General features: G+C 71.8%; 27 protein-coding genes and 1 riboswitch. Of the genes, 11 read left to right on the plus strand and 16 right to left on the minus strand.

Going from position 1 to position 26,672, the window contains the following annotated elements; genetic code table 11:
* Positions 1–15: 15 nt before the first annotated feature.
* Complete coding sequence (locus AC07DU_RS08245; RefSeq protein ID WP_479110296.1) at positions 16–627, minus strand: phosphoribosylanthranilate isomerase; 612 nt, start codon at positions 625–627, stop codon at positions 16–18.
* A 128-nt stretch (positions 628–755) separates the two neighbouring features.
* Here AC07DU_RS08245 and AC07DU_RS08250 point away from each other — a divergent pair, with 128 nt between their 5' ends.
* On the plus strand, positions 756–1,319 hold the full coding sequence (locus AC07DU_RS08250) for a Uma2 family endonuclease (RefSeq protein ID WP_479028964.1): 564 nt from the start codon (positions 756–758) through the stop codon (positions 1,317–1,319).
* A 102-nt stretch (positions 1,320–1,421) separates the two neighbouring features.
* On the opposite strand, the gene groL is transcribed toward AC07DU_RS08250, so the two are convergent.
* The 4 genes from groL to thrC all read right to left on the minus strand — a co-directional run bounded on the left by groL (position 1,422) and on the right by thrC (position 5,602).
* A complete protein-coding gene (gene groL, locus AC07DU_RS08255; RefSeq protein ID WP_360894033.1) occupies positions 1,422–3,044 on the minus strand; it encodes a chaperonin GroEL in 1,623 nt (540 codons plus the stop codon).
* Between the two features lie 332 nt (positions 3,045–3,376).
* Positions 3,377–3,583 (minus strand): cold-shock protein, encoded by a 207-nt coding sequence (locus AC07DU_RS08260; RefSeq protein WP_030009783.1) that lies wholly within the window; start codon positions 3,581–3,583, stop codon positions 3,377–3,379.
* Positions 3,584–4,008: 425 nt separating this feature from the next.
* Positions 4,009–4,287 (minus strand): MoaD/ThiS family protein, encoded by a 279-nt coding sequence (locus AC07DU_RS08265; RefSeq protein ID WP_360894038.1) that lies wholly within the window; start codon positions 4,285–4,287, stop codon positions 4,009–4,011.
* Positions 4,288–4,327: 40 nt separating this feature from the next.
* Positions 4,328–5,602, minus strand: coding sequence for a threonine synthase (gene thrC, locus AC07DU_RS08270; protein WP_479110298.1), 1,275 nt, complete (start codon positions 5,600–5,602; stop codon positions 4,328–4,330).
* 17 nt (positions 5,603–5,619) lie between these two features.
* Positions 5,620–5,775, minus strand: a riboswitch (SAM riboswitch).
* 186 nt (positions 5,776–5,961) lie between these two features.
* Between thrC and AC07DU_RS08275 the strand changes: the two genes are divergently transcribed.
* Together AC07DU_RS08275 and AC07DU_RS08280 are read left to right on the plus strand one after the other, a co-directional pair.
* Positions 5,962–6,912 (plus strand): glucosyl-3-phosphoglycerate synthase, encoded by a 951-nt coding sequence (locus AC07DU_RS08275; RefSeq protein WP_479110300.1) that lies wholly within the window; start codon positions 5,962–5,964, stop codon positions 6,910–6,912.
* 46 nt (positions 6,913–6,958) lie between these two features.
* Positions 6,959–8,335 carry an alpha,alpha-trehalose-phosphate synthase (UDP-forming) gene (locus AC07DU_RS08280; protein ID WP_453373981.1) on the plus strand — a complete coding sequence of 459 codons (1,377 nt, stop codon included), beginning with the start codon at positions 6,959–6,961 and terminating at the stop codon, positions 8,333–8,335.
* 385 nt (positions 8,336–8,720) lie between these two features.
* On the opposite strand, the gene otsB is transcribed toward AC07DU_RS08280, so the two are convergent.
* The 3 genes from otsB to AC07DU_RS08295 all read right to left on the minus strand — a co-directional run bounded on the left by otsB (position 8,721) and on the right by AC07DU_RS08295 (position 11,222).
* The gene (gene otsB / locus AC07DU_RS08285) at positions 8,721–9,575 is read right to left on the minus strand and encodes a trehalose-phosphatase (RefSeq protein ID WP_479028971.1); all 855 of its coding nucleotides are present in this window, start codon (positions 9,573–9,575) and stop codon (positions 8,721–8,723) included.
* Positions 9,576–9,617: 42 nt separating this feature from the next.
* Positions 9,618–9,854 (minus strand): DUF3263 domain-containing protein, encoded by a 237-nt coding sequence (locus tag AC07DU_RS08290; RefSeq protein WP_453289016.1) that lies wholly within the window; start codon positions 9,852–9,854, stop codon positions 9,618–9,620.
* A gap of 66 nt (positions 9,855–9,920) precedes the next feature.
* Positions 9,921–11,222, minus strand: coding sequence for an extracellular solute-binding protein (locus tag AC07DU_RS08295; protein WP_360894056.1), 1,302 nt, complete (start codon positions 11,220–11,222; stop codon positions 9,921–9,923).
* A 176-nt stretch (positions 11,223–11,398) separates the two neighbouring features.
* Between AC07DU_RS08295 and AC07DU_RS08300 the strand changes: the two genes are divergently transcribed.
* From AC07DU_RS08300 to AC07DU_RS08310, 3 genes are all read left to right on the plus strand, one after another.
* The gene (locus AC07DU_RS08300; RefSeq protein ID WP_479029057.1) at positions 11,399–12,331 is read left to right on the plus strand and encodes an ROK family protein; all 933 of its coding nucleotides are present in this window, start codon (positions 11,399–11,401) and stop codon (positions 12,329–12,331) included.
* Positions 12,331–13,482 carry an N-acetylglucosamine-6-phosphate deacetylase gene (gene nagA, locus AC07DU_RS08305; RefSeq protein ID WP_479110303.1) on the plus strand — a complete coding sequence of 384 codons (1,152 nt, stop codon included), beginning with the start codon at positions 12,331–12,333 and terminating at the stop codon, positions 13,480–13,482. The genes AC07DU_RS08300 and nagA overlap by 1 nt, the downstream gene beginning before the upstream one ends.
* Before the next feature lie 112 nt (positions 13,483–13,594).
* Positions 13,595–14,515: a 1-phosphofructokinase family hexose kinase gene (locus AC07DU_RS08310; RefSeq protein ID WP_479028977.1), complete on the plus strand. Its 921-nt coding sequence runs from the start codon at positions 13,595–13,597 to the stop codon at positions 14,513–14,515.
* 22 nt (positions 14,516–14,537) lie between these two features.
* Here AC07DU_RS08310 and AC07DU_RS08315 read toward each other — a convergent pair whose 3' ends face one another.
* Together AC07DU_RS08315 and cdgB are read right to left on the minus strand one after the other, a co-directional pair.
* Positions 14,538–15,560 (minus strand): CBM35 domain-containing protein, encoded by a 1,023-nt coding sequence (locus AC07DU_RS08315; protein WP_479028979.1) that lies wholly within the window; start codon positions 15,558–15,560, stop codon positions 14,538–14,540.
* Between the two features lie 68 nt (positions 15,561–15,628).
* Positions 15,629–17,425: a diguanylate cyclase CdgB gene (cdgB, locus tag AC07DU_RS08320; protein ID WP_360894068.1), complete on the minus strand. Its 1,797-nt coding sequence runs from the start codon at positions 17,423–17,425 to the stop codon at positions 15,629–15,631.
* A gap of 301 nt (positions 17,426–17,726) precedes the next feature.
* On the opposite strand from cdgB, the gene AC07DU_RS08325 reads away from it, so the two are divergent.
* Positions 17,727–18,296 (plus strand): flavin reductase family protein, encoded by a 570-nt coding sequence (locus AC07DU_RS08325; RefSeq protein ID WP_479028981.1) that lies wholly within the window; start codon positions 17,727–17,729, stop codon positions 18,294–18,296.
* 126 nt (positions 18,297–18,422) lie between these two features.
* Here the strand turns inward: AC07DU_RS08325 and arfB are convergent, their stop codons facing one another.
* On the minus strand, positions 18,423–18,848 hold the full coding sequence (gene arfB / locus AC07DU_RS08330; RefSeq protein WP_360894074.1) for an alternative ribosome rescue aminoacyl-tRNA hydrolase ArfB: 426 nt from the start codon (positions 18,846–18,848) through the stop codon (positions 18,423–18,425).
* A gap of 149 nt (positions 18,849–18,997) precedes the next feature.
* Here arfB and AC07DU_RS08335 point away from each other — a divergent pair, with 149 nt between their 5' ends.
* Positions 18,998–19,573: a TerD family protein gene (locus AC07DU_RS08335; protein ID WP_360894077.1), complete on the plus strand. Its 576-nt coding sequence runs from the start codon at positions 18,998–19,000 to the stop codon at positions 19,571–19,573.
* A 59-nt stretch (positions 19,574–19,632) separates the two neighbouring features.
* Here AC07DU_RS08335 and AC07DU_RS08340 read toward each other — a convergent pair whose 3' ends face one another.
* From AC07DU_RS08340 to AC07DU_RS08350, 3 genes are all read right to left on the minus strand, one after another.
* Positions 19,633–20,031, minus strand: a complete 399-nt coding sequence (locus AC07DU_RS08340) for a VOC family protein (protein ID WP_453374664.1) — start codon at positions 20,029–20,031, stop codon at positions 19,633–19,635.
* Positions 20,032–20,115: 84 nt separating this feature from the next.
* Positions 20,116–21,531: a M1 family metallopeptidase gene (locus AC07DU_RS08345; protein ID WP_479110306.1), complete on the minus strand. Its 1,416-nt coding sequence runs from the start codon at positions 21,529–21,531 to the stop codon at positions 20,116–20,118.
* 56 nt (positions 21,532–21,587) lie between these two features.
* Entirely contained in the window at positions 21,588–22,148 is a 561-nt protein-coding gene (locus AC07DU_RS08350) for a GlcG/HbpS family heme-binding protein (protein ID WP_479110308.1), read from the minus strand.
* 296 nt (positions 22,149–22,444) lie between these two features.
* Here AC07DU_RS08350 and AC07DU_RS08355 point away from each other — a divergent pair, with 296 nt between their 5' ends.
* The 3 genes from AC07DU_RS08355 (at position 22,445) to AC07DU_RS08365 (ending at position 24,915) form a co-directional block, all read left to right on the plus strand.
* Entirely contained in the window at positions 22,445–23,716 is a 1,272-nt protein-coding gene (locus tag AC07DU_RS08355) for a sensor histidine kinase (RefSeq protein ID WP_479028988.1), read from the plus strand.
* Entirely contained in the window at positions 23,713–24,336 is a 624-nt protein-coding gene (locus tag AC07DU_RS08360) for a response regulator (protein WP_453374362.1), read from the plus strand. The genes AC07DU_RS08355 and AC07DU_RS08360 overlap by 4 nt, the downstream gene beginning before the upstream one ends.
* 75 nt (positions 24,337–24,411) lie before the next feature.
* Positions 24,412–24,915 (plus strand): hypothetical protein, encoded by a 504-nt coding sequence (locus AC07DU_RS08365; RefSeq protein ID WP_360894403.1) that lies wholly within the window; start codon positions 24,412–24,414, stop codon positions 24,913–24,915.
* A gap of 295 nt (positions 24,916–25,210) precedes the next feature.
* Here the strand turns inward: AC07DU_RS08365 and AC07DU_RS08370 are convergent, their stop codons facing one another.
* Both AC07DU_RS08370 and AC07DU_RS08375 read right to left on the minus strand, forming a co-directional pair.
* The gene (locus AC07DU_RS08370) at positions 25,211–25,885 is read right to left on the minus strand and encodes a pentapeptide repeat-containing protein (protein WP_360894095.1); all 675 of its coding nucleotides are present in this window, start codon (positions 25,883–25,885) and stop codon (positions 25,211–25,213) included.
* Between the two features lie 154 nt (positions 25,886–26,039).
* Positions 26,040–26,516 (minus strand): N-acetyltransferase family protein, encoded by a 477-nt coding sequence (locus AC07DU_RS08375; protein WP_479110311.1) that lies wholly within the window; start codon positions 26,514–26,516, stop codon positions 26,040–26,042.
* Between the last annotated feature and the right edge of the window lie 156 nt (positions 26,517–26,672).

Raw genomic sequence — 26,672 nt, forward strand, 5'->3', positions numbered from 1 at the left:
GGTCGGACGGACGACCTAGACGCCACCCTGGCCCCGCGCTGCTTCGATGAAGGCGCGGATCAGGTCCGGCGACTTCACCCCGCGCTCCCGCTCCACCCCGCTGGACACGTCCACGCCCCACGCGCCGGTGACCTCGACGGCCCGGCGCACGTTCCCCGGGTTCAGACCGCCCGCCAGCAGCCAGCGCCCCTCGGGCGCGGTGAAGTCCGCCGAGCCCCAGTTCCACGGCGTGCCGGAGCCGGGGTCGGGGGCGTCGAGCAGCAGCAGGTCCTCGCCGTACTCGCCGCAGCGCTCCACGCGCTCGGCGGTGGCCCGCAGCAGGGTCCGGCCGCCGGCGCGCAGCGCCGCGAAGTCCTCCGGGCCCTCCTCGCCGTGCAGCTGCACGCCCCGTACGCCGCTGTCCTCGGTGAACCGGCGCACCTCGTCCACCGGCTGCCCCCGGAACACCCCGACGGTCAGCACCCCGTCCGGCACCCGCCGGGCGAGGTCCCGCGCGGTCGCGGCGTCGACCGTACGGGGGCTGCCGGGCGCGAAGACGAACCCCACCGCATCGGCTCCGGCCGCCACGGCCACGTCGACGTCGTGCGCGGTCCGCAGCCCACAGATCTTGACGAACAGATCGCTCATGTCCCCAGTCAATCAAAACCGCTCGATGGGTGGTGATCCGTCTCGGCACCCGGGCGGGGCCATCCACACGCCGCTAGCCTGGAACGGAGCCCACGCCCAGTGCACGGCACACCACGCGGAGGACGACGGTGACCACACCCATAGAGCAGGCGGCACCACCGACGTTCGAGACACTCCTGCGCACGGTCGCGGAGCTGAACACGCCAGACGGCTTCAAGGCCGAGCTCATCCGGGGGAAGATCGTCGTGTCGCCGTTTTCGCAACTGCGCTATTCCCGCCGCATGCGAATGCTGCGCGAGCAGCTCCAGGCTCACGTCCCGAAGGGGCACTTCGCGGACACCTCGCCCTTCCTCTTCCGATTCGCAGCGTCGGAGCGCGGCTACGGGCCGGACCTGTACGTCGCGGACGAGGCGGCGTTCGAAGAGGACGGGCTGTACGCGGACGGAGCGGCGCTGTCGCTGGTCGGCGAGTTCACGTCCGTCTCCACCAAGGACGTCGACTGGAACGAGAAGCTGGAGGTGTACGGCCGGCTCGTGCCGGTCTACCTGGTCGTGGACATGCAGGACTCGGAGATCACCTGCTTCTGGGACCCCTCCCCGCACGGGTACCGGTCCCGCAAGACGGTGTCCTTCGGTGAGCCGCTGCCCGTCCCGGAGCCCTTCGGCTTCGAACTGGACACCACTGGCTTCTAGCGGGCCGGAAAAGGCCCGAGGGCGGCACCCCCTCCGCGAGGAGAGGGTGCCGCCCTCGGTACGAGAACAGCCGATCAACCAGAGGCCGGAGCCAGGGGTCGATCAGAAGTCCATGTCACCGCCCGGCATGCCGCCCGGGGCGCCGGCGCCGGCCTTCTCGGGCTTGTCGGCGATGACGGCCTCGGTGGTGAGGAAGAGGGCCGCGATGGACGCCGCGTTCTGCAGGGCGGAACGCGTGACCTTCGCCGGGTCGATGATGCCCTCGGCGATCATGTCGACGTACTCGCCGGTCGCGGCGTTCAGGCCCCAGCCCACGGTGAGGTTGCGGACCTTCTCCACGACGACGCCACCCTCGAGACCACCGTTGACGGCGATCTGCTTGAGCGGGGCCTCCAGGGCGAGCTTCACGGCGTTGGCGCCGGTCGCCTCGTCACCCGACAGGTCGAGCTTCTCGAAGACCGAGGAAGCCTGGAGCAGGGCCACGCCACCACCGGCGACGATGCCCTCCTCGACGGCCGCCTTCGCGTTGCGAACGGCGTCCTCGATGCGGTGCTTGCGCTCCTTGAGCTCGACCTCGGTCGCGGCACCGGCCTTGATGACGGCCACGCCGCCGGCCAGCTTCGCGAGGCGCTCCTGGAGCTTCTCACGGTCGTAGTCCGAGTCCGAGTTCTCGATCTCGGCGCGGATCTGGTTCACGCGACCGGCGACCTGGTCGCTGTCACCGGCACCGTCGACGATGGTGGTCTCGTCCTTGGTGATGACGACCTTGCGGGCGCGGCCGAGCAGGTCGAGACCGGCGTTCTCCAGCTTGAGGCCGACCTCCTCGGAGATGACGGTGCCGCCCGTAAGGATGGCGATGTCACCGAGCATGGCCTTGCGGCGGTCGCCGAAGCCCGGGGCCTTGACGGCGACGGACTTGAAGGTGCCACGGATCTTGTTGACGACCAGGGTCGACAGGGCCTCGCCCTCGACGTCCTCGGCGATGATCAGCAGCGGCTTGCCGGACTGCATGACCTTCTCCAGGAGCGGCAGCAGGTCCTTGACCGAGCCGATCTTGGAGTTGACGATCAGGATGTACGGGTCGTCCAGGGACGCCTCCATACGCTCCATGTCGGTGGCGAAGTACGCCGAGATGTAGCCCTTGTCGAAGCGCATACCCTCGGTGAGCTCCAGCTCCAGACCGAAGGTCTGGGACTCCTCGACGGTGATGACGCCTTCCTTGCCGACCTTGTCCATGGCTTCGGCGATGAGCTCGCCGATCTGGGTGTCGGCGGCGGAGATGGAGGCCGTCGAAGCGATCTGCTCCTTGGTCTCGACATCCTTGGCCTGGGCGAGCAGGGCGGCGGAGACGGCCTCGACGGCCTTCTCGATACCACGCTTGAGGGCCATCGGGTTGGCGCCGGCGGCCACGTTGCGCAGGCCCTCGCGGACGAGTGCCTGGGCGAGCACGGTGGCGGTGGTCGTACCGTCGCCGGCGACGTCGTCCGTCTTCTTGGCGACTTCCTTGACCAGCTCGGCGCCGATCTTCTCGTACGGGTCCTCGAGCTCGATCTCCTTGGCGATGGAGACACCATCGTTGGTGATCGTGGGGGCGCCCCACTTCTTCTCAAGGACGACGTTGCGACCCTTGGGGCCAAGGGTGACCTTGACGGCGTCGGCGAGCTGGTTCATCCCACGCTCGAGACCGCGGCGGGCCTCCTCGTCGAACGCAATGATCTTGGCCATCTGAAGTGGTCCTCCCGGACAGCGGTGGATTGCTCCCGGACCGCGCCCGCGCCCGCGACGGACGGCCTGCGTGCCCGGCGGTTCCTTCCCGCCGGACCCTGCGGGCCTCACCGACCCGGTCCTCGTTTTAAGCACTCTCACCGGGAGAGTGCTAACGCCAATGATTAGCACTCGACCCCTCCGAGTGCAAGCGGCTTGGGCCAACACCCCGGTGTCGACCGCGCCGCACCCCCGTCCGCCCCGGGCACGCGCACGAGGGGCCCACATCCCGTGTCCAGGATGTGGGCCCCTCGTAGGTCTTTGGTCGTTCGTCTTGGTCGATCGCTTCAGGACTAGCCGAGCGCGAGCTTGACCATGTCCGCCTGCGGACCCTTCTGGCCCTGCGAGATCTCGAACTCGACCCGCTGACCCTCTTCAAGGGTGCGGTACCCGTCCATCTGGATGGCGCTGTAGTGGACGAACACATCCGCACCACCGTCGACCGCGATGAAGCCGTAGCCCTTCTCCGCGTTGAACCACTTGACGGTGCCCTGAGCCATGCCTAACTCCCCTATTACTGGCCCTTGCGCGGGAACGCACTTCGCGCTCCCGGGTCAGAACTTGCGCCGGAACGCGTCGACCGAGGCTGAATGTATCTGCGCGAGTGCTGTGTGCAACAGGTCAATCCGACGAGAATTCTGGGCACCGAGAAACATTGAAATAGAGTGAAAATCCGGCATCTTCCAGGGCAACTCGGGCCCGACATGTCTCGCCAAAGCCCCATACCGCGCTTGCACATTGGCCCGATGTCGACCCTCACGCGGCCCGTTCATATGCGGCGGGCAAGAACCGCGGAGGGGACTTCCCCAACTCTACCGCGCCCAATCAAGCAGAATTGCCCCCTCCGCTTTTAGCGGAGGGGGCAATTACGTTTTTTCGCGTTCCCGTCGGGTCCCCGTCGGGTCCCCGTCGAATTCCGCTGAGTTCAGCAGCCGCCGGCCACGGCGGGGATGATCGAGACACCGGCGCCGTCCGGCGTCACCGCCTCCAGCCCGCCCTCGAAACGCACGTCGTCGTCGTTGACGTAGACGTTCACGAAACGGCGCAGCTTGCCCTGGTCGTCCAGGACGCGCGCGGCGATGCCCGGGTGGTTCTTCTCCAGGGACTCGATGACCTCGGCGAGGTTCGCGCCCTCGGCCGGGACCTCGGCCTTGCCGCCGGTGTAGGTGCGCAGGATGGTGGGGATGCGGACGTTGACGCTCATGGCGCTACTGCCTTTCCGGTAGAGCAGGGGGTTGGTCAGGTCACGCCAGGCCGGCGGCGCGGAAGGCGTCCAGGCTCGGGCGGATGGTGGCGGTCTGCCCGCTGTCCGCGGCCACCGCCTCCAGGGTCTTGAGGCCGTCACCGGTGTTGAGGATGACGGTGGTCAGCTCCGGGTCGAGCTGCCCGTTCTCGATGAGCTTCTTCGTCACGCCGACGGTCACGCCGCCCGCGGTCTCGGCGAAGATGCCCTCGGTCTGGGCGAGGATCTTGATGGCCTCGACGACCTGCTCGTCGTTGACGTCCTCGACGAAACCGCCGGTGCGCCGCGCGATGTCCAGGACGTACGGGCCGTCCGCCGGGTTGCCGATGGCCAGCGACTTGGCGATCGTGTTCGGCTTCTGCGGGCGGACCACGTCGTGACCGGCCTTGAAGGCGGTCGACACCGGGGAGCAGCCCTCGGCCTGGGCACCGAAGATCTTGTACGGCTTGTCCTCGACGAGGCCGAGCTTGATCAGCTCCTGCAGGCCCTTGTCGATCTTCGTCAGCTGCGAGCCGGACGCGATCGGGATCACGATCTGGTCGGGCAGCCGCCAGCCGAGCTGCTCGCAGATCTCGTACGCCAGGGTCTTGGAGCCCTCGCCGTAGTACGGGCGCAGGTTGACGTTGACGAAGCCCCAGCCCTCGCCCAGCGGGTCGCCGATGAGCTCGGAGCAGAAGCGGTTGACGTCGTCGTAGTTGCCCTCGATGCCGACCAGGTCGCCGCCGTAGACACCGGCCATGACGACCTTGCCCTGCTCCAGGTCGTGCGGGATGAACACGCAGGAGCGGAAGCCCGCCCGGGCGGCCGCGGCGCCGACGGCGCCGGCCAGGTTGCCCGTGGAGGAGCAGGACAGGGTGGTGAAGCCGAAGGCGCGGGCGGCCTCGACGGCGATGGCGACCACGCGGTCCTTGAAGGAGTGCGTCGGGTTGCCGGAGTCGTCCTTGACGTACAGCTTGCCGGTGACGCCGAGCTCCTTGGCCAGGTTGGCCGCGTCCACGAGCTTGGTGAAGCCCGGGTTCAGGCTCGGCTTGAAGGCCACGTCCGCGGGGACGGGCAGCAGCGGCGCGTACCGCCAGATGTTGTTCGGGCCGGCCTCGATCGCGGCGCGCAGGGCTTCGGGGTCACCGGTGGGAAGGTCGTAGGCGACTTCCAGCGGTCCGAAACACTCGACGCAGGCGAAGACGGGTCCGAGTTCGAAGCGGGTACCGCACTCACGGCACGAGAGGCCGGTGGCAGGTCCGAGATCGACAGAGGTGGCAACAGTCTGTGCAGCCATGATGGCGAGGCCCTTTCTCCTCATCTTCCCCATGGCGCACTTCGCCATGAGACGGAATTGGCACCTTCCCTAGCCGGGGACCTCGCGGGGATGCGTACAACGCATCGCGAGAACCGACTGGAGGGTTGCCGGGGCTTCAACGGGCCGTGTCCCTCTGCCCCTCTGGATGAGCGGTATGGCACCGGCATACGCGCTCTGTGGCGCGCCGGTGCGTTTGTTCGCGGGGACCCCCGGCATGCGGTGGTCCTTCGCGTTGTTCAAGACTGTAACCGAAGGCCCGGGTGGTTGAGACAGCCGTCCGAACCGCGAGATGGATCACAAACTGGTCCATACAGGGGACGAAACAGGGAGTGCCGAGAGTGCTGGAAGAGGTGGAGCGCTGGCTGGCCGACCGCTCCTGGTCAGCCGCCGACCGACCGCTCGACCAGCTGCTCGACCGGAAACGGGCGACAGGCAGCACGGTCAGCGTGGTGCTGCCCGCGCTCGACGAGGAAGCCACCGTCGGCGCGATCGTCGAGACGATCCGGCGCGAGCTGATCGAGGGACTGCCCGTCCCCCTGGTGGACGAACTGCTGGTCGTCGACTCGGGCTCGCAGGACCGGACCGCGCAGGTCGCGGCGGACGCGGGAGCGCGGGTGGTGCACCGCGACGAGATCCTGCCGAGGATCCCGGCGCTGCACGGCAAGGGCGAGGTGCTGTGGCGCTCGCTGCTGGCCACCAGCGGTGACATCGTCTGCTTCGTCGACGCCGACCTGCGCGACTTCTCGGCCTCCTTCGTCTCGGGGATCGTCGGGCCGCTGCTCACCGAGCCGGACGTGCAGTTCGTCAAGGCGATGTACGACCGCCCGCTGGGCGACGCTCCCGGCCAGGGCGGCAGGGTCACCGAGCTGGTGGCCCGTCCCCTGCTCAACCTCCACTGGCCGCAGCTGGCCGGTTTCGTCCAGCCGCTGGGCGGCGAGTACGCCGTACGCCGCTCCCTGCTGGAGCGGCTGCCGTTCCCCGTCGGGTACGGCGTCGAGCTGGGCCTCCTGGTGGACGCGCTGCACACGGTCGGGCTGGACGCGCTGGCCCAGGTGGACGTGGGCGTACGCCTGCACCGCCATCAGGACGGACAGGCGCTGGGCCGGATGGCCGCGGCGATCTACCGCACGGCCCTGCTGCGGCTCTCGCGCGGGCACCTCGTACGGCCGGAGCTGACGCAGTTCGAGCGGGGGCCGGAGGGCTTCGTGCCGCGGACGTACGCGGTGGACACCGAGGAGCGGCCGCCGATGCTGGGGGTCAAGGAGTACGCGGTGCGGCGCGTGGCGTGACGCAGCGGACGGTTTGAGCGGGCCCGGCCCGGGCTAGGTTCGCGACATGGCTGCATCCCATCAAGTACTCGTCGCCGCGAACCGCGGCCCCCTCTCGTACACCCTCGACACCGACGGCGGCCTCAGCGCCCGGCGCGGCGGGGGCGGCCTCGTCTCCGGGCTCTCGGCGGCCCTCGCGGAGCAGCCGCAGACGCTGTGGATCTGCGCGGCGCTGTCGGAGGCGGACCGGGAGGCGGTCCGCCGGGGGGTGGCCGAGCCGGGCGTCCGGATGCTGGACATCGATCCCACGGTGTACGACGACGCGTACAACGGGATCGCCAATTCGGTGCTGTGGTTCACCCACCACCACCTGTACGACATCCCGCGCGAGCCGGTCTTCGACGCGGCGTTCTGGCGCCGGTGGGAGTCGTACAGGTCCTACAACCGCGCCTTCGCCGAGGCCCTGGCCGAGGAGGCGGCGCCCGAGGCGTGCGTCCTGGTGCAGGACTACCACCTCGCGCTGGTCCCGGGGCAGCTGCGGGAGCTGCGGCCGGACCTGCGGATCGGGCACTTCACGCACACTCCGTGGGCGTCCCCGGAGTTCCTCCACATGCTCCCGTCCGACGTCCGCGTCGAGCTGGCGCGGGGGATGCTCGGCGCGGACGTGGCGGGCTTCCACACGCGGGCGTGGGCGAACGCGTTCGTGGAGGGCACCGGGGCGGGTACGGGGGCCGCGACGGCGCGCGTGGCGGTGTACCCGCTGGGCGTGGACGGCGACGAGCTGCGCGCGCTCGCGCACCGGCCGGAGGTCGACGCGAAGCTGGCGGAGCTGCGCGCGGAGGTCGGCGGCCTGAAGACGATCGTCCGGGTGGACCGGACGGAGCTGTCGAAGAACATCCTGCGGGGCCTGCTGGCCTACCGGGAACTGCTCGCCTCGCACCCCGAATGGCGGGGCCGCGTCGTGCACCTCGCCTCGGCGTACCCCTCACGGCAGGACCTGGCGGTGTACCGGGAGTACACCCAGTCGGTACGGGAGCTGGCGGCGGCCGTGAACGAGGAGTTCGGGACGGCGGACTGGCAGCCGGTGCTGGTGTCGGTGAAGGACGACTTCGCCCGCTCGCTGGCGGCGTACCGGCTGGCGGACGTGGCGCTGGTGAACCCGGTCCGGGACGGGATGAACCTCGTGGCGAAGGAGATCCCGGTGGTGTCGGAGGCGGGCTGCGCGCTGGTCCTGTCGACGGGCGCGGGGGCGTACGAGGAGCTCCGCGAGGACGCGCTGACGGTGAACCCGTACGACGTGACGGCGACGGCGGAGGCGCTGCACGCGGCGCTGGCCATGCCGGAGGCGGAGCGTGCGGAACGCACGAAGCGCCTGGCCGCAGCCGCGACGGCCCTCCCCCCGTCGGCCTGGTTCACCACCCAGCTGACGGACCTCCGAGCCTGACGCCCAGCCCCGCAGGGGCACCTGCAGCTGCGCCGGGCCACCCCAGCCCCGCAGGGACACATCCAGTTGCGCTGGGCCAAACCCCGCCCCGCAGGGCCAAACCCAGCCCCGCCGGCGTTTGAGGCGCGGGGGTTCGGAGGCAGCGCCCCCGACGGCGGCGCCGCACATCCAGCCCCGCCGGCGTTTGAGGCGCGGGGGCTCGGGGGCAGCGCCCCCGACCACGGCGCCGAGGTGGGCAACGGACGTGCAGGTCCGCTTCCTGGGGCGCCGCCCCAGACCTCGCGCCTCAAACGCCGGCGAGGCTGAATTAGTGCGGCTCAAACGCCCGCGAGGCGGAGATGGCCGGCACGGCGAGATGGCGGCCTCAAACCCCCGCGAGGCTGAATTAGCGCGGCGCGGTGATCGCCGCGGCCAGGGCCGACAGGAAGGCCGCTACCGAGCCCGGGCCCGGGAGGACCAGGTCGGCGCGGGAGGCCAGTTCGGGGACCTCGGCGGAGCCGCTGGCGACCAGGAGGCCCGGCAGGCCCTCGGCCCGGCGCTTCTCGACGGCCGAGTACGCGGCCAGGTCGCCCAGGTCGTCGCCCGCGTACAGCACCGCCTCCGCCGACCGCTCCGCGAGGAACTCCGTCAGGGCGACGCCCTTGTCCACGCCCGGCGGCCTCAGCTCCAGCACCGCCCGGCCCGGCTCCACCATCAGCCCGTGGCGGGCCGCCAGCTCGGCCAGGGGCTCGCGCAGGGCCGCGAAGGCCGCCGCCGGGTTCTCCGCCCGCCGGGTGTGCACCGCCAGCGCGCGGCCCTTCTCCTCGATCCAGGTCCCGCGCCACGCCCCGATGGCCTCCAGGAACCCCGGCAGCTCGGCCCGTACCGCCGCCACGCCCGGGTGCTCGGCGGGGGCGTGCACGATGCCCGTGACCGCGTCCCAGCGTTCGGCCCCGTAGTGGCCGAGGACGACGAGGTGTTCCAGCCCGGGCACCCCGGCGAAGCCCCCGTAGCGGACGGCGACGCCCGCCGGCCGGCCGGTGATCACGGCGACCGAGTCGACCTCGGGGGCGAGCGCGGACAGGGCCGGGACGGCTCCTGGGTGGGCTCGGGCCTGGTCCGGGTCCGGGACGATGTCGGCGAGGGTGCCGTCGAAGTCCAAGGCGACCACGGAGCGGCGGGGTACGCGGAGGAGGGCTTCGAGTCCCTCGCGTCCGGCTGCGGTGACGGGCATCGGCAAGTCGTGCGGCTGGCTCCCCATACGCACGACCCTAACGGCCCGGACGAGTGACGGCTACGCCGGCTACCGCCGGGCCCGCTGGGCCTCGCGGATCCGCCGCAGCCGGTTCACGGTGCCCGGGGAGTGGGCCAGCGCCCGGGGATCGTCCATCAGCGCGTTGAGCAGCTGGTAGTACCGGACGGGGGTCATCCCCAGCCCTTCGCGGATCGCCCGCTCCTTCGCGCCGGGCCCCGGCCAGGTGCGTCCCTCGTACGCGAGCACCGCGGCCTCCGTGGCCGTCAGCTGCCCCTCGTCCGTCATACCGCCAGATTAACGCCGCCCGCTGACACCGGCCCGGTCCCCCGCCGTCGGCAGAGGCCCCCGCCGTCAGCGCTGGTCGGCCGCCCGCGCCGCGGTGGCGATCTCCTCCAGCACCTTCGCCGGCTGCCCACCCGGCTGGACGGTCTTGCCGATGTTCTGCTTGATGTCCTCGCTGACGCCCGCCCAGGACTTCTTACCGACCGGGTACAGCCGCGAGGTCGGCAGCGCCGCCAGGAAGGTCTTCAGCTGCGGCGAGGAGCCGCCCGTGGCGTTCTGCTTCGCGTGGTAGCCACTGGTGGTGGCCGGCAGCAGGTCGTACAGGTCGGTGAAGGCCATCACGTTGTCCGGCTGGTACACGAAGTCCAGGAAGGTGCCGGACTCCTTGCGGTGCCCGTTCTTGAAGGCCATGATCCAGTCCGCGACGCCCATCGCCGGCTGCTCGCTCCCGTCGGAGGTCGGCAGCGGCACCATGCCGTACTTCACTCCCTTGGCGGCGGCCTGCTTCAGCAGCGTGGGGTGACCGTTGAGCATCCCGACCTCGCCCTTGGCGAAGGCGTCGAAGGCGGCCTGGCGGTCCAGCCTGCCCGGCTCGACCGGTCCGGTCAGCCCCTGTCCGACCATCTTGTCCCGCAGGAACTCCAGCGTCTTGACGTTGTCCGCGGAGTCGATGGAGTACGACTCCTCGTTGTCGGTGTAGCCGCCACCGCCGGCCAGCGTCCACATCATCGTCTCGGCCTGGGCCTCCTCGCGGCCCAGCGGCAGCGCGAAGGGAGTGGGCACGCCCGCTCCCTTGAGCTTCTTCGCCGCCGCTTCCAGGTCCGCCCAGCTCTTGGGCTGCCAGCCGGCCTTGGCGTCCTTGGCCAGGACGCCCGCGTCGGTCAGCAGCTTCTCGTTGTAGAAGAGCAGCCGGGTGCTGGCCACGAAGGGCAGCCCGTACTGGACCTGCTTGACCTTGCCCGCGTCCGCGAGGGGTCCCAGGAAGTCGGCCTCGGTCTTGACCGAGAGCAGTTCCGCGGCCGAGTACAGCTTGCCCGCGGCCGCGTAGTCGGCGTAGGCGCCGATCTGGGCGATGTCGGGGGCCTTGCCGGCCTTGACCATCTCGGCGACCTTGGCGTCGACCTCCGACCAGGAGTAGACGCTGACCTCGACGTCGATGCCGGGGTTGGCCTTCTCGAAGCGCTCCGCGAGGCCCTTCCAGTAGACGGCCGAGGAGTTCTGCGGATTGTCCCCGTAATCGGCCGCCACGACCCGCAGGGTCACCTCGTTGTCCCCGGTGAGTCCGCCGACGGCTCCGCAGCCGGTCAGCGTCACGGCAGTCAGGCACAGTGCGGCGCCGGACGCGGCCAGCCTCTGGTAACGGCCCTTCACGGTTCTCGATCCACCCCTTCTTGTACGTACGATCCACGTAAGGTCTACACCACTTTGGCGGCTCGTCCACATCCGGCTCCCACCCCGGGTCCCGAATTTGTATGGCCGCTCAACAATCCCCCTCAATGGACTAGACCTTTCCCCGCCGAGCACGCGAGACTGTCCTTGTGAAACCCGTGAAACACGTCATCGCCCTCGATGTGGGCGGCACCGGGATGAAGGCCGCCCTCGTCGCCGCCGACGGCACCCTGCTGTACGAAGCGCGCCGTGCCACCGGCCGCGAGCGGGGCCCCGACGCCGTCGTCGAGACGATCCAGGCCTTCGCCGCCGAGCTGCTCGACACCGGACGCGAGCGCTACGGCAGGGCCGCCTCGGCCGCCGGAGTCGCCGTCCCCGGCATCGTCGACGCCGGGAACGGGATCGCCGTCTACGCGGCGAACCTGGGCTGGCGCGACGTACCGATGCGCGCGCTGCTCGGCAGCCGCCTCGGCGGCATCCCGGTCGCCCTCGGCCACGACGTCCGTACGGGCGGACTCGCCGAGGGACGCATCGGCGCGGGCCGCGGCGCCGACCGCTTCCTCTTCGTCCCCCTCGGCACCGGCATCGCCGGAGCCATCGGCATCGCCGGCCGCATCGAGGCCGGCGCCCACGGCTACGCGGGCGAGATCGGGCACATCGTGGTCCGCCCCGGCGGCCCCGCCTGCGGCTGCGGCCAGCACGGCTGCCTGGAGACCCTCGCCTCCGCCTCCGCCGTCAGCCGCGCCTGGGCGGCCGCCTGCGGCGACCCGGACGCGGACGCCGCGGACTGCGCCAAGGCCGTGGAGGCGGGCGACGCACGCGCCCGGGAGGTCTGGCTGGCCGCCGTCGGCGCCCTCGCCGACGGGCTGGTCACCGCGATCACCCTGCTGGACCCGAGCACGCTGATCATCGGTGGCGGGCTGGCCGAGGCCGGGGAAACCTTGTTCACACCACTACGGACGGCCGTGGAGGAGCGCGTGACGTTCCAGCGGCTCCCCCACATCGTGCCGGCGGCCCTCGGGGACACCGCCGGATGCCTGGGCGCAGGGCTGCTCGCCTGGGACCTACTCGCCACGGAGGTACCTGCCTGATGTCCGGAAGCGCGCACAGCACCGTTCTCTCCGGCGCCAGGGTGGTGCTGCCCACCGGAACCGTGACCAGGGGCAGGGTCATCGTCGAGGGCGAGCGCATCGCCGGCAGCGCCCCCGAGGGCGCGCGGACCGTCGACCTGTCCGGGCACTGGATCGTCCCCGGCTTCGTGGACATGCACAACCACGGCGGCGGCGGCGCCTCCTTCACCTCCGGCACCGCCGAGGAGGTCCTCAAGGGCGTACGGACCCACCGCGAGCACGGCACCACCACCCTGGTCGCCTCCACCGTCACCGGCGACCTCGACGCACTGGCCCGGCGGGCCGGGCTCCTCGCCGAGCTCACCCAGCAGGGCGAGATCGCGGGCATCCACTTCGAGGGGCCGTTCATCAACCCCTGCCGCAAGGGCGCCCACAAGGAGGACCTGCTCCGCGACCCCGACCCGGCCGAGGTCCGCAAGCTGGTCGACGCCGCGCACGGCGCCGCCCGCATGGTCACCCTCGCCACCGAACTGCCGGGCGGGCTGGCCTCCGTACGGCTGCTGGCCGAGCAGGGGGTCATCGCCGCGATCGGCCACACGGACGCCACGTACGAGCAGACGCGCGCCGCCATCGACGCGGGCGCGACCGTGGCCACCCACCTCTTCAACGCGATGCCCGGCCTCGCCCACCGCGAACCCGGCCCCATCGCCGCGCTGCTGGAGGACGAACGGATCACCGTCGAGCTGATCAACGACGGCACCCACCTGCACCCCGCCGCCCTGGAGCTGGCCTTCCACCACGCGGGCGCGCACCGCGTGGCGCTGATCACCGACGCGATGGACGCGGCCGGCTTCGGCGACGGGACCTACCACCTGGGCCCGCTGGAGGTCGAGGTCAAGGACGGTGTGGCCCGGCTCGTGGAGGGCGGCTCCATCGCCGGTTCCACGCTCACCCTGGACACCGCCTTCAAGCGCTCGGTCACGGTCGACGAGCTCCCGGTGGAATCCGTGGTGCAGGCGATCTCCGCCAACCCGGCCAAGCTGATCGGCCTGTACGACGAGATCGGCTCGCTGGAGCCCGGCAAGTACGCGGACCTCGTCGTCCTCGACGCCGCCTTCGACGTCAAGGGCGTCATGCGCCGTGGCGAATGGATCGTCAATCCGGCCGTTTGAGCGGCGATATGACGGCCAAGCGGCTATTTGCGCGCAGGACGGTCGGCCCGAGGACTGGGCCGACCGCCATCTCTTTGGCATGATCCCGGCAGCAACAGACCCGGGGGTACCCATGATCCTGACCGTGACGCTCAACACCGCACTCGACGTCACGTACCGCGTGCCGCGGCTGCTTCCGCACGCCTCGCACCGGGTGGCCGCCGTCACCGAACGCCCCGGCGGCAAGGGGATCAACGTCGCCCGCGTCCTGGCCGCGCTCGGCCACGAGGTGACCGCGACGGGCTTCGCGGGCGGCCCGACCGGCTCCGTCGTACGCGACCTGCTCGCGCGGTCGGGCGGCGTCACCGACGCCCTGCTCCCCTGCGAGGGCAGCACCCGGCGCACGCTGGCCGTGGTCGACGAGAACTCCGGCGACACCACCCAGTTCAACGAGCCGGGCCCGCTGATCACGCCCGCGGAGTGGTCCCTGTTCCTCGCCCGCTACGAGGAACTCCTGCCCGGGGCCCGCGCCGTCGCCCTGTGCGGCAGCCTCCCGCCGGGCGTACCTGTGAGCGCGTACGCGACGCTCGTGCGCCAGGCCCGCGCGATCGGGGTGCCCGTCCTGCTGGACACCAGCGGCGAGGCCCTGCGCCGCGGGGTCGCGGCCCGCCCCGAGATCATCAAGCCGAACGCGGCCGAGCTGGCCGAGCTCACCGGGTCCCGCGACCCGCTGCCCGCCACCCGTGACGCCCGCCGCCGGGGCGCGCACGCGGTGGTCACCTCGCTGGGCCCGGACGGACTGCTGGCCGCCACCCCGGAGGGCACCTGGCGGGCCGCCCCGCCGCAGCCGCTGTCCGGCAACCCCACCGGAGCCGGGGACTCCGCCGTCGCCGGGCTGCTGTCCGCCCTGGTGGAGGGCCTGGAGTGGCCGGAGCGCCTCACCCGCGCCGTCGCCCTGGCGGCGGCGACGGTACTCGCCCCGGTGGCGGGAGAGTTCGACCCCCGCACCTACGAGGAGGTACGGGGGTCGGTGAAGGTCACGACGGCCGACTAAGGCAGGTCCCGGGAGCCGGGGGTCAGGACTTCTCGAGCCACAGCTGGTCGAGGACGGCGTCGCACTGGTTGCCCGCCTCGCACGAGATCTTGATCGTGTTCGACCCCGGCTTGAGCTGCACGATCGAGTAGGTGTTGGTCCAGCCCTTGGCCCAGTCGCCCTCGGCGGCCTTCGAGTAGTTCTTCATGCTGATCGGACGGCTCTGCACCTCGCCGTTGACCGTGAGCGTGGTGAAGGCGTCCTTGCCCGGCACCCCGTAGGTCATCTTCAGCTTGTAGCCGCCCGCCTTGGGCACGTCGAGCGTCCACGTCGCCGCGGCGCCGACCGCGTTCAGGCCGGTCACGTACTGACCGCCGGCGCTCTTCGCGCCCGGCAGCGTGTTCTCCAGCCGCGCGCCGCCGGTCAGGGACATGCCGGCGCCCGCGAAGTCCGCCTTCGGCAGCTGTGCCTCCGTGGGCTGCGGGGAGCTCGGCGCCGGGCTGGCCGGGTTCTGCGGGGCCTGCGACTGCTGGCCGCCGCCGGCGGTGTCCTCGTTCTTGTCCTTGCCCTTGTCGCCGAAGGCGAGGGCCGCGCCGATGCCGATCACGACCGCGCCGACCACCGCGACGGCCGCGATCAGCAGACCCCGCCGGCTGGAGCCGCCACCGCCGTGGCCACCGTGGCCGCCGGAGTGCGCGATCTGCTGGGTCTGGTGCTGCGGGGGCTGCGCCTGCTGCGGAACGCCGTAGCCGCCCGCCTGGAGGGCTTCCGGAGCCTGGTACTGGGCCTGGTAGGCCGCGGGCTGCTGCGCGGGCACCTGGCCGCGCTGGCCGCCGCCGTTCCGGCGTTCGCCGACCGTCCGCACCTGGTGGTGCGAGGTGCGGGGAACTCCGGGCTGTGCGCCGGAAGGACCACCTGCCGCGGGCCCCGGGTAGCCGTATGCGCCGCCCTGGCCGGGCGGTGTGGCTCCGGCCGCCTGGCCGTCCTCGTAGAGGTAGCCGAACGGATCGTCGTCCTCGGGCTTGTTCGCCCCACCGTGCGGGCCGTTGTTCGCGGGCGTCGTCATCGCAGGTCACTCCTTTCGACCCCCGGGAGCCTACCCCGAACACGTGCACACACGGGCGACAGATCGCCTCAGCCGGCCCGGCGGTGCGTCTTGGACCGGGACCGCTTCTCGATGTACATCCGCTGGTCGGCGGAGCGCAGCACCTCGTCCGCCGACATGCCGCAGCTGGCCCAGCCGATGCCGAAACTGGCCCCGACCCGCACCGCACGGCCGTCCACCCGGATCGGCGGGATGATGGCGTTGCGCAGCCGGACGGCGAGGTCGGCGGCGTCGGCGGCGCCCAGTCCGTCGGCCAGGACGACGAATTCGTCACCACCCAGCCGAGCGACGGTGTCACCGTCCCTGACGCCCGTCGTCAGCCTCCGGGCGACCTCGATCAGGACCGCGTCACCGGTGTGGTGCCCGAACCGGTCGTTGATCGACTTGAAGCCGTCGAGGTCGCAGAAGAGCACCGCGAGCCCCTTCGTCCCGTCGTCGACGTCGGTCGCGGGCGCCACCATGTGCACGTGGTGGTCGTACGGGCCGTCGGTCCGGGCGGAGGGCACCCCGGCGTACTCGTAGGGGTCGGCCCCGCCGCCATGGGGGCCGTGGGAGCCGTTCGCCCCATTGATCCCATTCGCCCCATGCCCGTCGGACCCGTCGGACGGAAACCCGTGCTCACCGCCTGCACCCGCCTCGGCCCGCACCTCGTACCCGTCATGCCCCACGCGCACGTCGTACCCCTCGCGCCCGTCGCGTCCCTCGAAGGCCGCGTCCAGGGCCTCCACCGCGGTGGCCCGTACGGACTGCGGTCTGCGGCACAGCCGGGCGCCGAGCCGGGACCGCAGCTCGGCGCTGTTGGGCAGGCCCGTCAGCGAGTCGTGGCTGGCGCGGTGGGCGAGCTGGAGCTCGTGCCGCTTGCGCTCCTCGATGTCCTCGACGTGCGTGAGCAGGAACCGCGGCCCGTCGGCGGCGTCGGCGACCACGGAGTTGCGCAGCGAGACCCATACATACGTACCGTCGCGCCGGCCGAGGCGCAGCTCGGCGCGGCCGCCCTCGGCGGAGGTGCGCAGCAGCGTCCCGATGTCCTCGGGATGCACCAGGTCGGAGAAGGAGTAGCGCCGCAGCACGGAGGCGGGCCGCCCCAGCAGCCGGCACAGCGCGTCATTGGTCCGCAGGAGCCGGCCGTGCTGGTCCCCGCCCATCTCGGCGATGGCCATGCCGCTGGGTGCGTACTCGAAGGCCTGGCGGAAGGACTCCTCGCTGGCGCGCAGCGCCTGCTGCTCGCGCTCCAGCCGGACGAGGGCGCGCTGCATGTTCGCGCGGAGCCGGGCATTGCTGATCGCAATCGCCGCCTGGAAGGCGTACATCTGGAGCGCCTCGCGGCCCCACGCGCCCGGTCGGCGGCCATTGCGCGGTCTGTCCACCGAGATGACACCCAGGAGTTCCCCGCCGGACGCGTACATGGGGGCGTAGAGCCGGTCCTCGGGGTGCCACTCGTCCTCGAACCGCGGATCGGGGCCGTCGGTGTGCCACTGCGGGACGTCGTCCTCCAGGAGGATCCAGCCCTCGGTGTGCGGGATGAAGCGCAGGCCGTCCCAGTTCTCACCCATCGTCAGGCGGCGTTCCCAGGAGCTGCGGGAGCCGACGCGGCCGGTGATGAGGGCTTCGGCGGCGGGGTCGCCCGCGAAGGCGGCGACGACCAGATCACCGTCCGGGCGTACGAGGTTGACACAGGCGAGTTCGTAGCCGAGGCCCACGACGATGCCGTCCACGACGGTCTGCAGAGTGTCCGCCAGGCTCCGGGCCGTATTGAGCTCGGCCACCACCCGGTGCAGCTGCCGCAGGGTCGCAAGACGGACGTACGGCTCCGACTCGGTCTCCATTGCTCGCTCTCCCCGAGACCTCGACAGCAACTCCAGGTTTGTCATCGGCGTTTCGTTGCGGTGTCCCGTCCACTGAATCACAGTGAGCTGTGCGGCAGGTACACAGGGTCAACAAATCTTGCCCTCTGTGACTCAAGTCACATGATATGAACAGCGGTGCGTGCGGGGACTCCTGACGGCTGGGAGCGCTCCCTCACCTTCCCGTGAGCAAACGATACGCCCGGGCCTAGGCCAAGGGGCGGGGGCGCGACTCGGACGAAGGCCCGATGTGCGCGGCGGAGGGCGAGATTAGCGTTTTCCCGTGCTGAAGACGACCCCCGTACCGACCCCCGCCCCGACGAACCCCCATGCTGAGGGAGTGAGCAATGACGAGTTCCGGACAGCGATGTCCCGGCTGGCGGCGGGCGTGTGCCTGATCACCGCGCACGAGACCCCTCTGACGGCGGACGGTCCGCGCGGCGAGGACGTCGGCATGACGGCGACCGCCTTCATGTCGGTGTCCCTGGACCCTCCCCTGGTCCTGGTGAGCCTGCGCGAGGGCTCCCGGATGGACGACCTGCTGGAGGAGCAGCCGCTGTGGGCGGTGTCGGTCCTCTCCGAACACCAGCTCCAGGTGGCGGGCCGCTTCGCGATGAAGGGCCGCATCAGCGACCGCCTGCTCTTCGCGGACGTCCCGTACGTACGCGGCGAGGCCTCGGGCGCGCCGCTGCTGACCGGCGCCCTGGCCACCTTGGAGTGCCGCACGGAGAACCGCGTCCCGGCGGGCGACCACACCCTGGTCATCGGCCGCGTCCTGACCTCCACCGTCCCCCACCCGGACGCCCAGCCCCTGACCTACTTCCGCGGCCGCTACCGGCACTTGGGCCAGTAGGTCCGTCAATCCAGCCCAGCCGGCACCATTCCAGCCCCGCCGGCGTTTGAGGCGCGGGGGTCCGGGGGCAGCGCCCCCGGCAACGGCGTCGCACGGTACGGCCCGGGAGCCAGCCGGCCCGCAGGGCTACCAGTCCCGCCCGGTCCGCCCCCGCTTGGTCTCGGCCCGCGCCTTCTTCTCCCGCAGGCGCCGCTCATTGATCCCCCGCGGAATCTTCGTCGCGCGCCGCGACTTCGGCGGCGGCGCGGTCGCCTCCGCCAGCAGCGCAGCCATCCGCACCAGCGCCATCTCCCGGTTGCGGAACTGCGAGCGGTGCTCGGAGGCCCGTACCGTCACCACCCCGCCCACCAGGCGGGACGCCAACCGCTCCAGCGCCCGCTCCTTCCACACCTCCGGCAGCGCGTTCGTCGCCGCCAGGTCGAACATCAGCTCCACGCGCGAGTCCGAGGTGTTCACGTGCTGACCGCCGGGTCCGGAGGAACGCGAGAACCGCCAGGCGAGCTCTCCCTCGGGGAGCACGACCGAACCGCGGATGACATAGGGACCAGGCATGCCCCTATGATCCGTCCCCGCCCCGCCCCCGTCACCCGCATTTCCCGACGGGAACCCGATGACCCCCTCGTCGCGTTATAGGGGGCAGCGGTACTTTGACCGCCTGTACGTGCTGTGCGTGCATGTCGGATGAGGAAAGGGACATTCCCATGGCTGTCAGCCTGTCCAAGGGCGGCAACGTCTCGCTCACGAAGGAGGCCCCCGGCCTCGCTGCCGTCACGGTCGGCCTCGGCTGGGACGTCCGCACGACCACCGGTGTGGACTTCGACCTCGACGCCTCGGCCATCGCGGTCAACCCGACGGGCAAGGTCGTCTCCGACGGCCACTTCGTCTTCTTCAACAACCGGTCCACGCCGGACCAGACCATCGTGCACACCGGTGACAACCGCACCGGCGAGGGCGCGGGCGACGACGAGGCCATCAACGTCAACCTCGCCGGCCTGCCCGCCGACGTGGACAAGATCGTCTTCCCGGTCTCCATCTACGACGCCGAGACCCGCAGCCAGAACTTCGGCCAGGTCCGCAACGCGTACATCCGCGTCGTGAACCAGGCCGGCGGCGCCGAGATCGCCCGCTACGACCTCTCCGAGGACGCGGCGACCGAGACCGCCATGGTCTTCGGCGAGCTCTACCGCAACGGCGCCGAGTGGAAGTTCCGCGCGGTCGGCCAGGGCTACGCCTCCGGCCTGACCGGCATCGCCCAGGACTTCGGCGTCAACGTCTGAGACGGCTGAACCGGTGAAGCCCGCTCCCCGGCCGGGGAGGGGGCTTCACTATGGTCCCGTCAGCCCTGACCGGCGGGACGGTAGAACTCCACGGCGATGTTGTCCGGATCCTTGAAGTTGAGGTGGAGACCCGACGGGTCCTCGACGATGCCGGAGTGCGCGATGCCCTGCTCGTCGAGCCGGGACTCCCAGGCTTCCAGCGCCGCGCGGTCCGCCACGTGGAAGGCGCAGTGGTCCAGTCCCACCCGTGCCGGGTCGAAGGCGTCCGCCCGGTCGGTGGTCCCGTGCGTACGGAAGCCGAGGACGAAAGCCGGGGAGGCGACGGCCACGAACGGGCCGTACTCGTCCTCCACGTCGACCACCGTCTGCGTATCGAACAGCCGGTTGTAGAAGTCCGCGCTGCGTTTCACTTCGCTCACGGTCAGGGCGAGATGCCCGATCCCCAGGACCTCAGGCATGGACGCCACCTCCTCTTGGTGGTGAGTCCCCTGCGAGCCGTCACACTTCCGATGCTACGCCTGCTAGGCCGCACGGCACCCGGATCAACTGGGACGGCCCTTCCCGTACAGCCACACGTCCCAGACCCTCTTCAGGTCGTGCCCGGTCCGTTCCTGCGCGTAGGCGGTGAAGTCGGCCGTGTCCGCGTTCCCGTGCCGGTGCCCGGCCGCCCAGCCCCGCACCAGGTCGAAGAACTTCTCGTCGCCCACCTCCTGGCGGATCCGGTGCAGGACCATCGCGCCGCGGTAGTAGACCGGGGCCGCCGAGATGTGCTCGGGACCCGGCGGGGAGCCCGGCGGGAAGGCGGCCCAGTCGGAGTCGGCGGCCTCATCGACGGCCGTGTCCCCGTCCAGGAAGGCCTGGAAGTGCCGCTGCGCGGTGGGACCGCCGTGGTCCTCGGCCCACAGCCACTCGGCGTAGGTCGCGAAGCCCTCGTTCAGCCACATGTCCTTCCAGGACTTCGGCGACACCGAGTTGCCGAACCACTGGTGGGCGAGCTCGTGCAGCACGAGTTCCTCCTCCCCGGGCGCACCGGGGAAGACGGGCTTGGTCTGGGTCTCCAGCGCGTAGGTGAGGGACTCGGCGGGCAGCACGATCGCCCCCGCCGTGCCGAAGGGGTACGGCCCGAAACGGCGGCTGCCCCACTCCAGCATCTCCGGCAGCCGCGCGAGCTTCCCCGCGCTCGCCGCCGCCTCCGCGGGCGCGACCGCCTCGTACAAAGGGATCCCGGAGGGCGTCTGCCCGGTCGTCACCTGGTACTTGCCCACGACGGCGGTGGCCAGGTAGCTCGCCATCGGCTCCGGGTTGTGCCACGCGAACGCGGTCCGGCCGTCGCCGGTGTCGGTGCGGGAGCGCAACTCGCCGTTGGACACGGCCTCGTAGCCGTGCGGGACGGTGAGCGTGATGTCGTAGGCGGCCTTGTCGCTGGGGTGGTGGTTCCCGGGGAACCAGGCCATCGAACCGACCGGCTCGCCCACGCCGACCGCGCCGCCGCCCGGGGTGGCGATCCAGCCCTCCTTGGAACCGTCCACGTCCGTCAGGGTCTTCGGCTTCCCGGCGTAGTCGACCTCCGTACGGAAGACCTCGCCCTGCTTGAGGTCCACGGCCGGACGCACGGTCAGCTCGTTGCCGGTCCGGTTGTACCGGGCGTCCGCGCCCTGGACGGTCACGCCCTCGACGGCGAGGCCGCTGAGGTCGAGGTTGAAGGAGCTGAGCCCCTGCCGGGCGCGGGCGGTGATGACGGCCGTACCGTTCAACTGCCCGTCGGCGGGGTCGTAGTCGAGGTCCAGCTCATAGTGGTCGACGTCGTAACCGCCGTTGCCGGCCTTGGGGAAGAACGGGTCGCGCAGCCCCGACGCGCCCGGCCGTCCCTGCACCGGGCCGCCCGTGCACGCCGTGGTGAGGGCGAGCAGGGCGGCGACGGCGGGGACGGCGAGGCGGTAGAGCGCACGGTGTTCCACGCAGGCGATCCTAGGCGGGCCGCCCGAGCGGGCGCCCTGCCGCCTCCTGCGGCGTCCTACTTCGCCAGGGCGTCGACGCCGGCCTTGGCGAACTTCTCGTCCAGGTCACCGCTCGGGGCGCCGGCCACGCCGATGCCGGCGACGGGGGCGCCGTTCGACTGCACCGGGGTGCCGCCGCCGAGGAAGAGGGTGCCGGGGATGTCCTTCAGGTTCGGGGTCTGGGCGAGGCGGCCCGCGAGCACCGAGGTCGGGGCATTCCAGGACACGGCGGTGAAGGCCTTGCGCTGCGCCGACTCGTAGGACTGCGGGCCGGCGCCGTCGCCGCGCAGGGTGACGATGGTGTTGCCGTTGCGGTCCACCACCGCGACCGTCACCTTCTGGTTCTCGGCCTGGGCGGCCTGGAGCGCGGCCTGGGCGGCGCGGGTGGCGGCGTCGACGGTGATGCGCGTCGACGTGGTGAAGTTCTTGTCGCTCGCCTCGTCCTTCTTCTTGGCCACGGCGGCGGCCGGAGCACCGTTGGCGGCGGGCGTGGCGCTGGCGCTCACGGCGCCGAAGGTCCCGGCGCCCAGGGCGGCGGCGAGGACGGTACCGGTGAGAACGCGGGTGCGGGTGTTCATCTCTGCTCCTGAGAAGGCGTGGAATCGGGTGAGGCGGTGACTTCTCCCACCCTCTCCCCGAACCCCCCGCCACCCCGTCCCCGTACCGGCTTCCCCCGCCCACCCCACCGGCTGACCCCCGGGTCAACCGATCGGCCGATGCGCCCCGCCCCCAGGCCGACAACGATCACCCTGACCGCCCCATATCCAGCCCGGGCCGCGACCATTCAGCCCCGCCGGCGTTTGCGGCGCGGGGGTCCGGGGGCAGCGCCCCCCGGCAACGGCGCGGCACCGACCCCCCGGCCGACAATGGACCCGTGCCCCGAACCGAGGAGCAACCCGTGCCCCCCGCCCCGCCGCGCGACGACACCCGCACCCTGGCGACGGTCGCGCACACCGCCTTCTTCCTCCTCCTCGGCGCCTCCCTCATCCGTTTCCTCCTGCGCCACCCCGGCGACCCGCGCACCGCCTGGATCATCGCCCTCAGCGTCACCCTGGCCCTGCTCTACGTCCTCGGCCCCGCCCTCGGCACGGGCCCCGGCCCAGGCAGAGACACCGGCAGAGGCACACCCACGAGCACAGGCCCAGGCAGAGGCACAGCCACTGGCAGAGGCCCGGCCCCCACCACCCGCCGCCTCCTCTGGCTCGGCCTGGTCGTCACCACCTGGGTGGTCCTGGTCGTCCTCGCGCCGAGCTTCGCCTGGTGCGCCGTACCGCTCTTCTTCACGGCCCTGCGCACCCTCCCCCCACGCGCCGCGATCGTCCTGGTCGCCCTCCTCACCGGCCTCGTGGTCATCGCCCAGCTGAAGCTCGCCAAGTCCTTCGACCCCAACCTCCTCCTCGCCCCGCCCGCCGTCGCCGCCCTCGCCACCGCCGTCTTCGTCCACATGGAGCGCCAGGCCCAGGCCCAGCGGGCCCTGATCGACGACCTCATCCGCACCCGCAGGGAACTGGCCGCCACCGAGCGCCGCGAAGGCACCCTCGCCGAACGCCAGCGGCTCTCCATGGAGATCCACGACACCCTCGCCCAGAACCTCTCCAGCCAGCAGATGCTCCTCCAGGCCGCCGACCGCACCTGGGACGCCGACCCGGCCACCGCCCGCGCGCACGTCCGCACCGCCACCGGCATCGCCGCGCACGGCCTCGCCGAAGCCCGCCGGCTCGTCCACGACCTGGCCCCGTCCGAGCTCGCCGACGGCGCCGGCCTCGCCGACGCCCTGCGCGCCCTGGACGCCGGCCCGGACATCGACGTCCGCTTCCACCTCGAAGGCACCCCGGCCCCGCTCCCCGACCGCGTCCAGTCCGCCCTGCTGCGCATCGCGCAGGGGGCGCTGGCCAACGTCCGCGAGCACTCCCGCGCCCGTACGGCCGCCCTCACGCTGAGCTTCCTCGGCGACCAGGTCGTCCTGGACGTCGCCGACGACGGCCACGGCTTCACCGAGCCCCGCACCGACGCCGCCGAACGCGGCCACGGGCTGCCCGCCATGCGCGCCCGCGTCCGCCAGCTCGGCGGCACCCTGACGATCGAGTCCACCCCGGGCGAGGGCACCGTCCTCTCCGCCGCCATCCCCCTGGAGCCGACCCCATGACGACGATCCTGCTCTGCGACGACCACGTGGTGGTCCGCGCCGGACTCCTCGCCCTCCTCGGCAGCGAACCGGACATCGAGGTACTCGGCGAAGCGGGCAGCGGCGAGGAGGCCGTCGCCCTGGCCGCCAAACTCCACCCCGACGTGGTCCTGATGGACCTCCAGCTCGGCGAGGGCATCGACGGCGTGGAGGCCACCCGCCGCATCACCTCAGCCCCGCGTCCCCCGCACGTCCTGGTCCTCACCACCTATGACACGGACGCCGACATCACCCGGGCGATCGGCGCGGGCGCCACGGGCTACCTCCTCAAGGCGGAACGCCCCGAAGAGCTCTTCGCCGCCATCCACTCGGCGGCCCAGGGCCGCACCACCCTCTCCGCGCCGGTCGCCAGCCGCGTCATGGCCCACATGCGCGGTGCCCGCCCCACCCTGACCGACCGCGAGCTCGACATCCTGGGCCAGCTCGCGCGCGGTCTCGGCAACCGCGAGATCGCCCGGGCCCTGTTCATCAGCGAGGCCACGGTCAAGACCCACCTGGGCCGCATCTACGACAAGCTCGGCGTCGACACCCGCGCGGGCGCGGTCGCGGTGGCCAAGGAACAGCGCCTCCTCCCCTCATGACGCACGCCCCCCGCTTCGGGCGCGGGGACTACTGCGTGTGCGAGCGGCCCCGGTACCCGTGACACCATCGGATACGTGCTCGACATCGGCTACTCCCTCTCCCGGCGCTTCCCGGACCCCCCGCAGACCGACTACCGCTCGGCGGACGTCCACTCCCTGCGCCACGACCTGTTCTGCGGGGACGTCTACCTCGCCGACACCGACAAGGACCGGGAGGTGTCCACAGCCTGGGGATGGGTGCCCGTACTGGACTTCGCGTGGGCGCTGTGCGACATCGTCGAGCAGCTCGACCAGGACCCGCGCGGCAACCGCTCCGCGAACCGCCAGCACGCCGAGCTCGACTTCACCGAGTCCACGGACCGCATGCTCTTCGAGCGCCGCTTCGGCTGGGTCGACATCGAGGCCGACTGGATGCCGCCCGAGGAAGCCCCCCTCACCTTCAGCCACCGCCTGCTGCGCCGAGAGGCCCGCGACTTCCTCCACGACGTCATCGCGGACCTCGTCGACATGCACGACGGCCTGGCCGACAACCCGGTCATCTGGACCCTCCAGTCACGCTTCCCCCGCGTCCCGGCCTAACCCCTGCGGGGCCGCCCAGCCCGACCGCCCCATCCAGCCGGGCCCCACCCAGGCCCGCCGCCCCCACTCCAGCCCCGCCGGCGTTTGAGGCGCGGGGGTCCGGGGCGGAGCCCCGGCAGCGGCGGCCCGCCCGGCCGACCGCCCCGCCCAGGCCCGGGGCACAGTTCCAGGCCCGGGGCACAATTCCAGCCCCGCCGGCGTTTGAGGCGCGGGGGTCCGGGGGCAGCGCCCCCGGCAACGGCGTGGCACCCGCCCCCAGCCCCCGGCCCCGGCCCGGGCCGGCCCACCCCGCCCGCTACGCGATCACCCGCACGCCCAGCTGCACCGCAAGCGCCGGCGCCAGCTCGAACAGCTGCCCCGGGCTGATCACGGCCCCGGCCAGCGCCTCCACCCCCCGCGCGATCTCCAGCACGCTCGCCGCCCGCAGATCCACGTCCACCATCCGCACCCCGCTGAAGTCCACACCCCGCAACGCGCAGTCCCGGAACTCCACCCGCTCCAGCACCGCACCCCCGAAGTCCGGCTCCACCAGCACGCACCCCTCGAAGACCACGTCCCGCAGCCGCGCCCCCCGCAGGTTCAGGTAGTCGATCTTCCCCCCGCGCACCACCACCCGCTCCAGCACGCCCCCGTGCATCCGCACGCCGCCCAGCCGGGCGTCCACCAGCTCCACGTCCCGCAGCGACGCCTCCGACAGGTCGGTCCCCACCCCGCGCACGCCCTCCAGTACGGAGTCCAGGAAGCGCGCCTTCGCCAGCCCCGCCTCGTCGAGCACGCACCGCCGCACCGCGCAGTCCATGAAGCGGGCCCCGGCCGCGTCGTGCCCCGTGAGGTCCAGATCCGCGAACTCCAGCGCGTCGTAGTCCCCGTCCGGCTCCAGTTCGCCCCCCTCCCACGCCGACAGCCCGGGCAACCGCACCTCCGCCCGCCGCGCCGCCTTCACCGTCTGCTGCTGCCCTTTTCGCGCCATCCCCCCATCGTGACCCACACCACTGACAAGCCCCCCAGACAGTGCGGCAGCCGGGCAGCCGGGCAGCCGGCCCCGAGTCACGCGCGCAAGCGCTCGGCCTCCGCGCGGGCGGCCTTGAGCGCGGCGCCGACCGGCGGCAAGGGGTCCGGTGCGCTCACGGCGCCCCGCCCAGCTTGCGGAGCGCGCCGTCCGTCAGACGGTTCACGGTCCACCCGTCCATGGACACCGCTCCGACCGATCGATAGAAGTCGATGGCCGGCGCGTTCCAGTCCAGGACCGACCACTCCAACCGCTCGTACCCGCGCTCCACGCAGAGCCGTGCCAGCTCCCGCAGCAACGCCTTGCCGTGGCCGGCGCCGCGCACGCCAGGCCGTACGTAGAGGTCCTCCAGGTAGATCCCGGGCACCCCGCGCCACGTCGAGAACGACAGGAACCACATCGCGAAGCCGACGACCTCGCCGTCCTGCGCCTGCGCGACGTGCGCGAACACCGCCGGCCGCTCCCCGAAGAGCGCCTCCCGCAGCTGCTCCTCGCTGGCGCGTGCCTCGTGCGGCACCTTCTCGTACTCCGCGAGCTCGCGGATCATCGCGTGAAGGACGGGAACATCGGTGACCACGGCGCTACGAATCATCCGAGCACCCTAATCCGACGCCTCCGACGCCTCCGACGCCTCCGACGCCACGCGCCCCCACCTCCGCCAGCCCCCTACGGCCCCCGCCACCCCACCCACACCGGACATCCGGCCCCGCATCACGCCCCACGGCGCGACAGTCCGTCCCTGGACACC

This window comes from Streptomyces sp. NPDC045695, assembly GCF_056432025.1.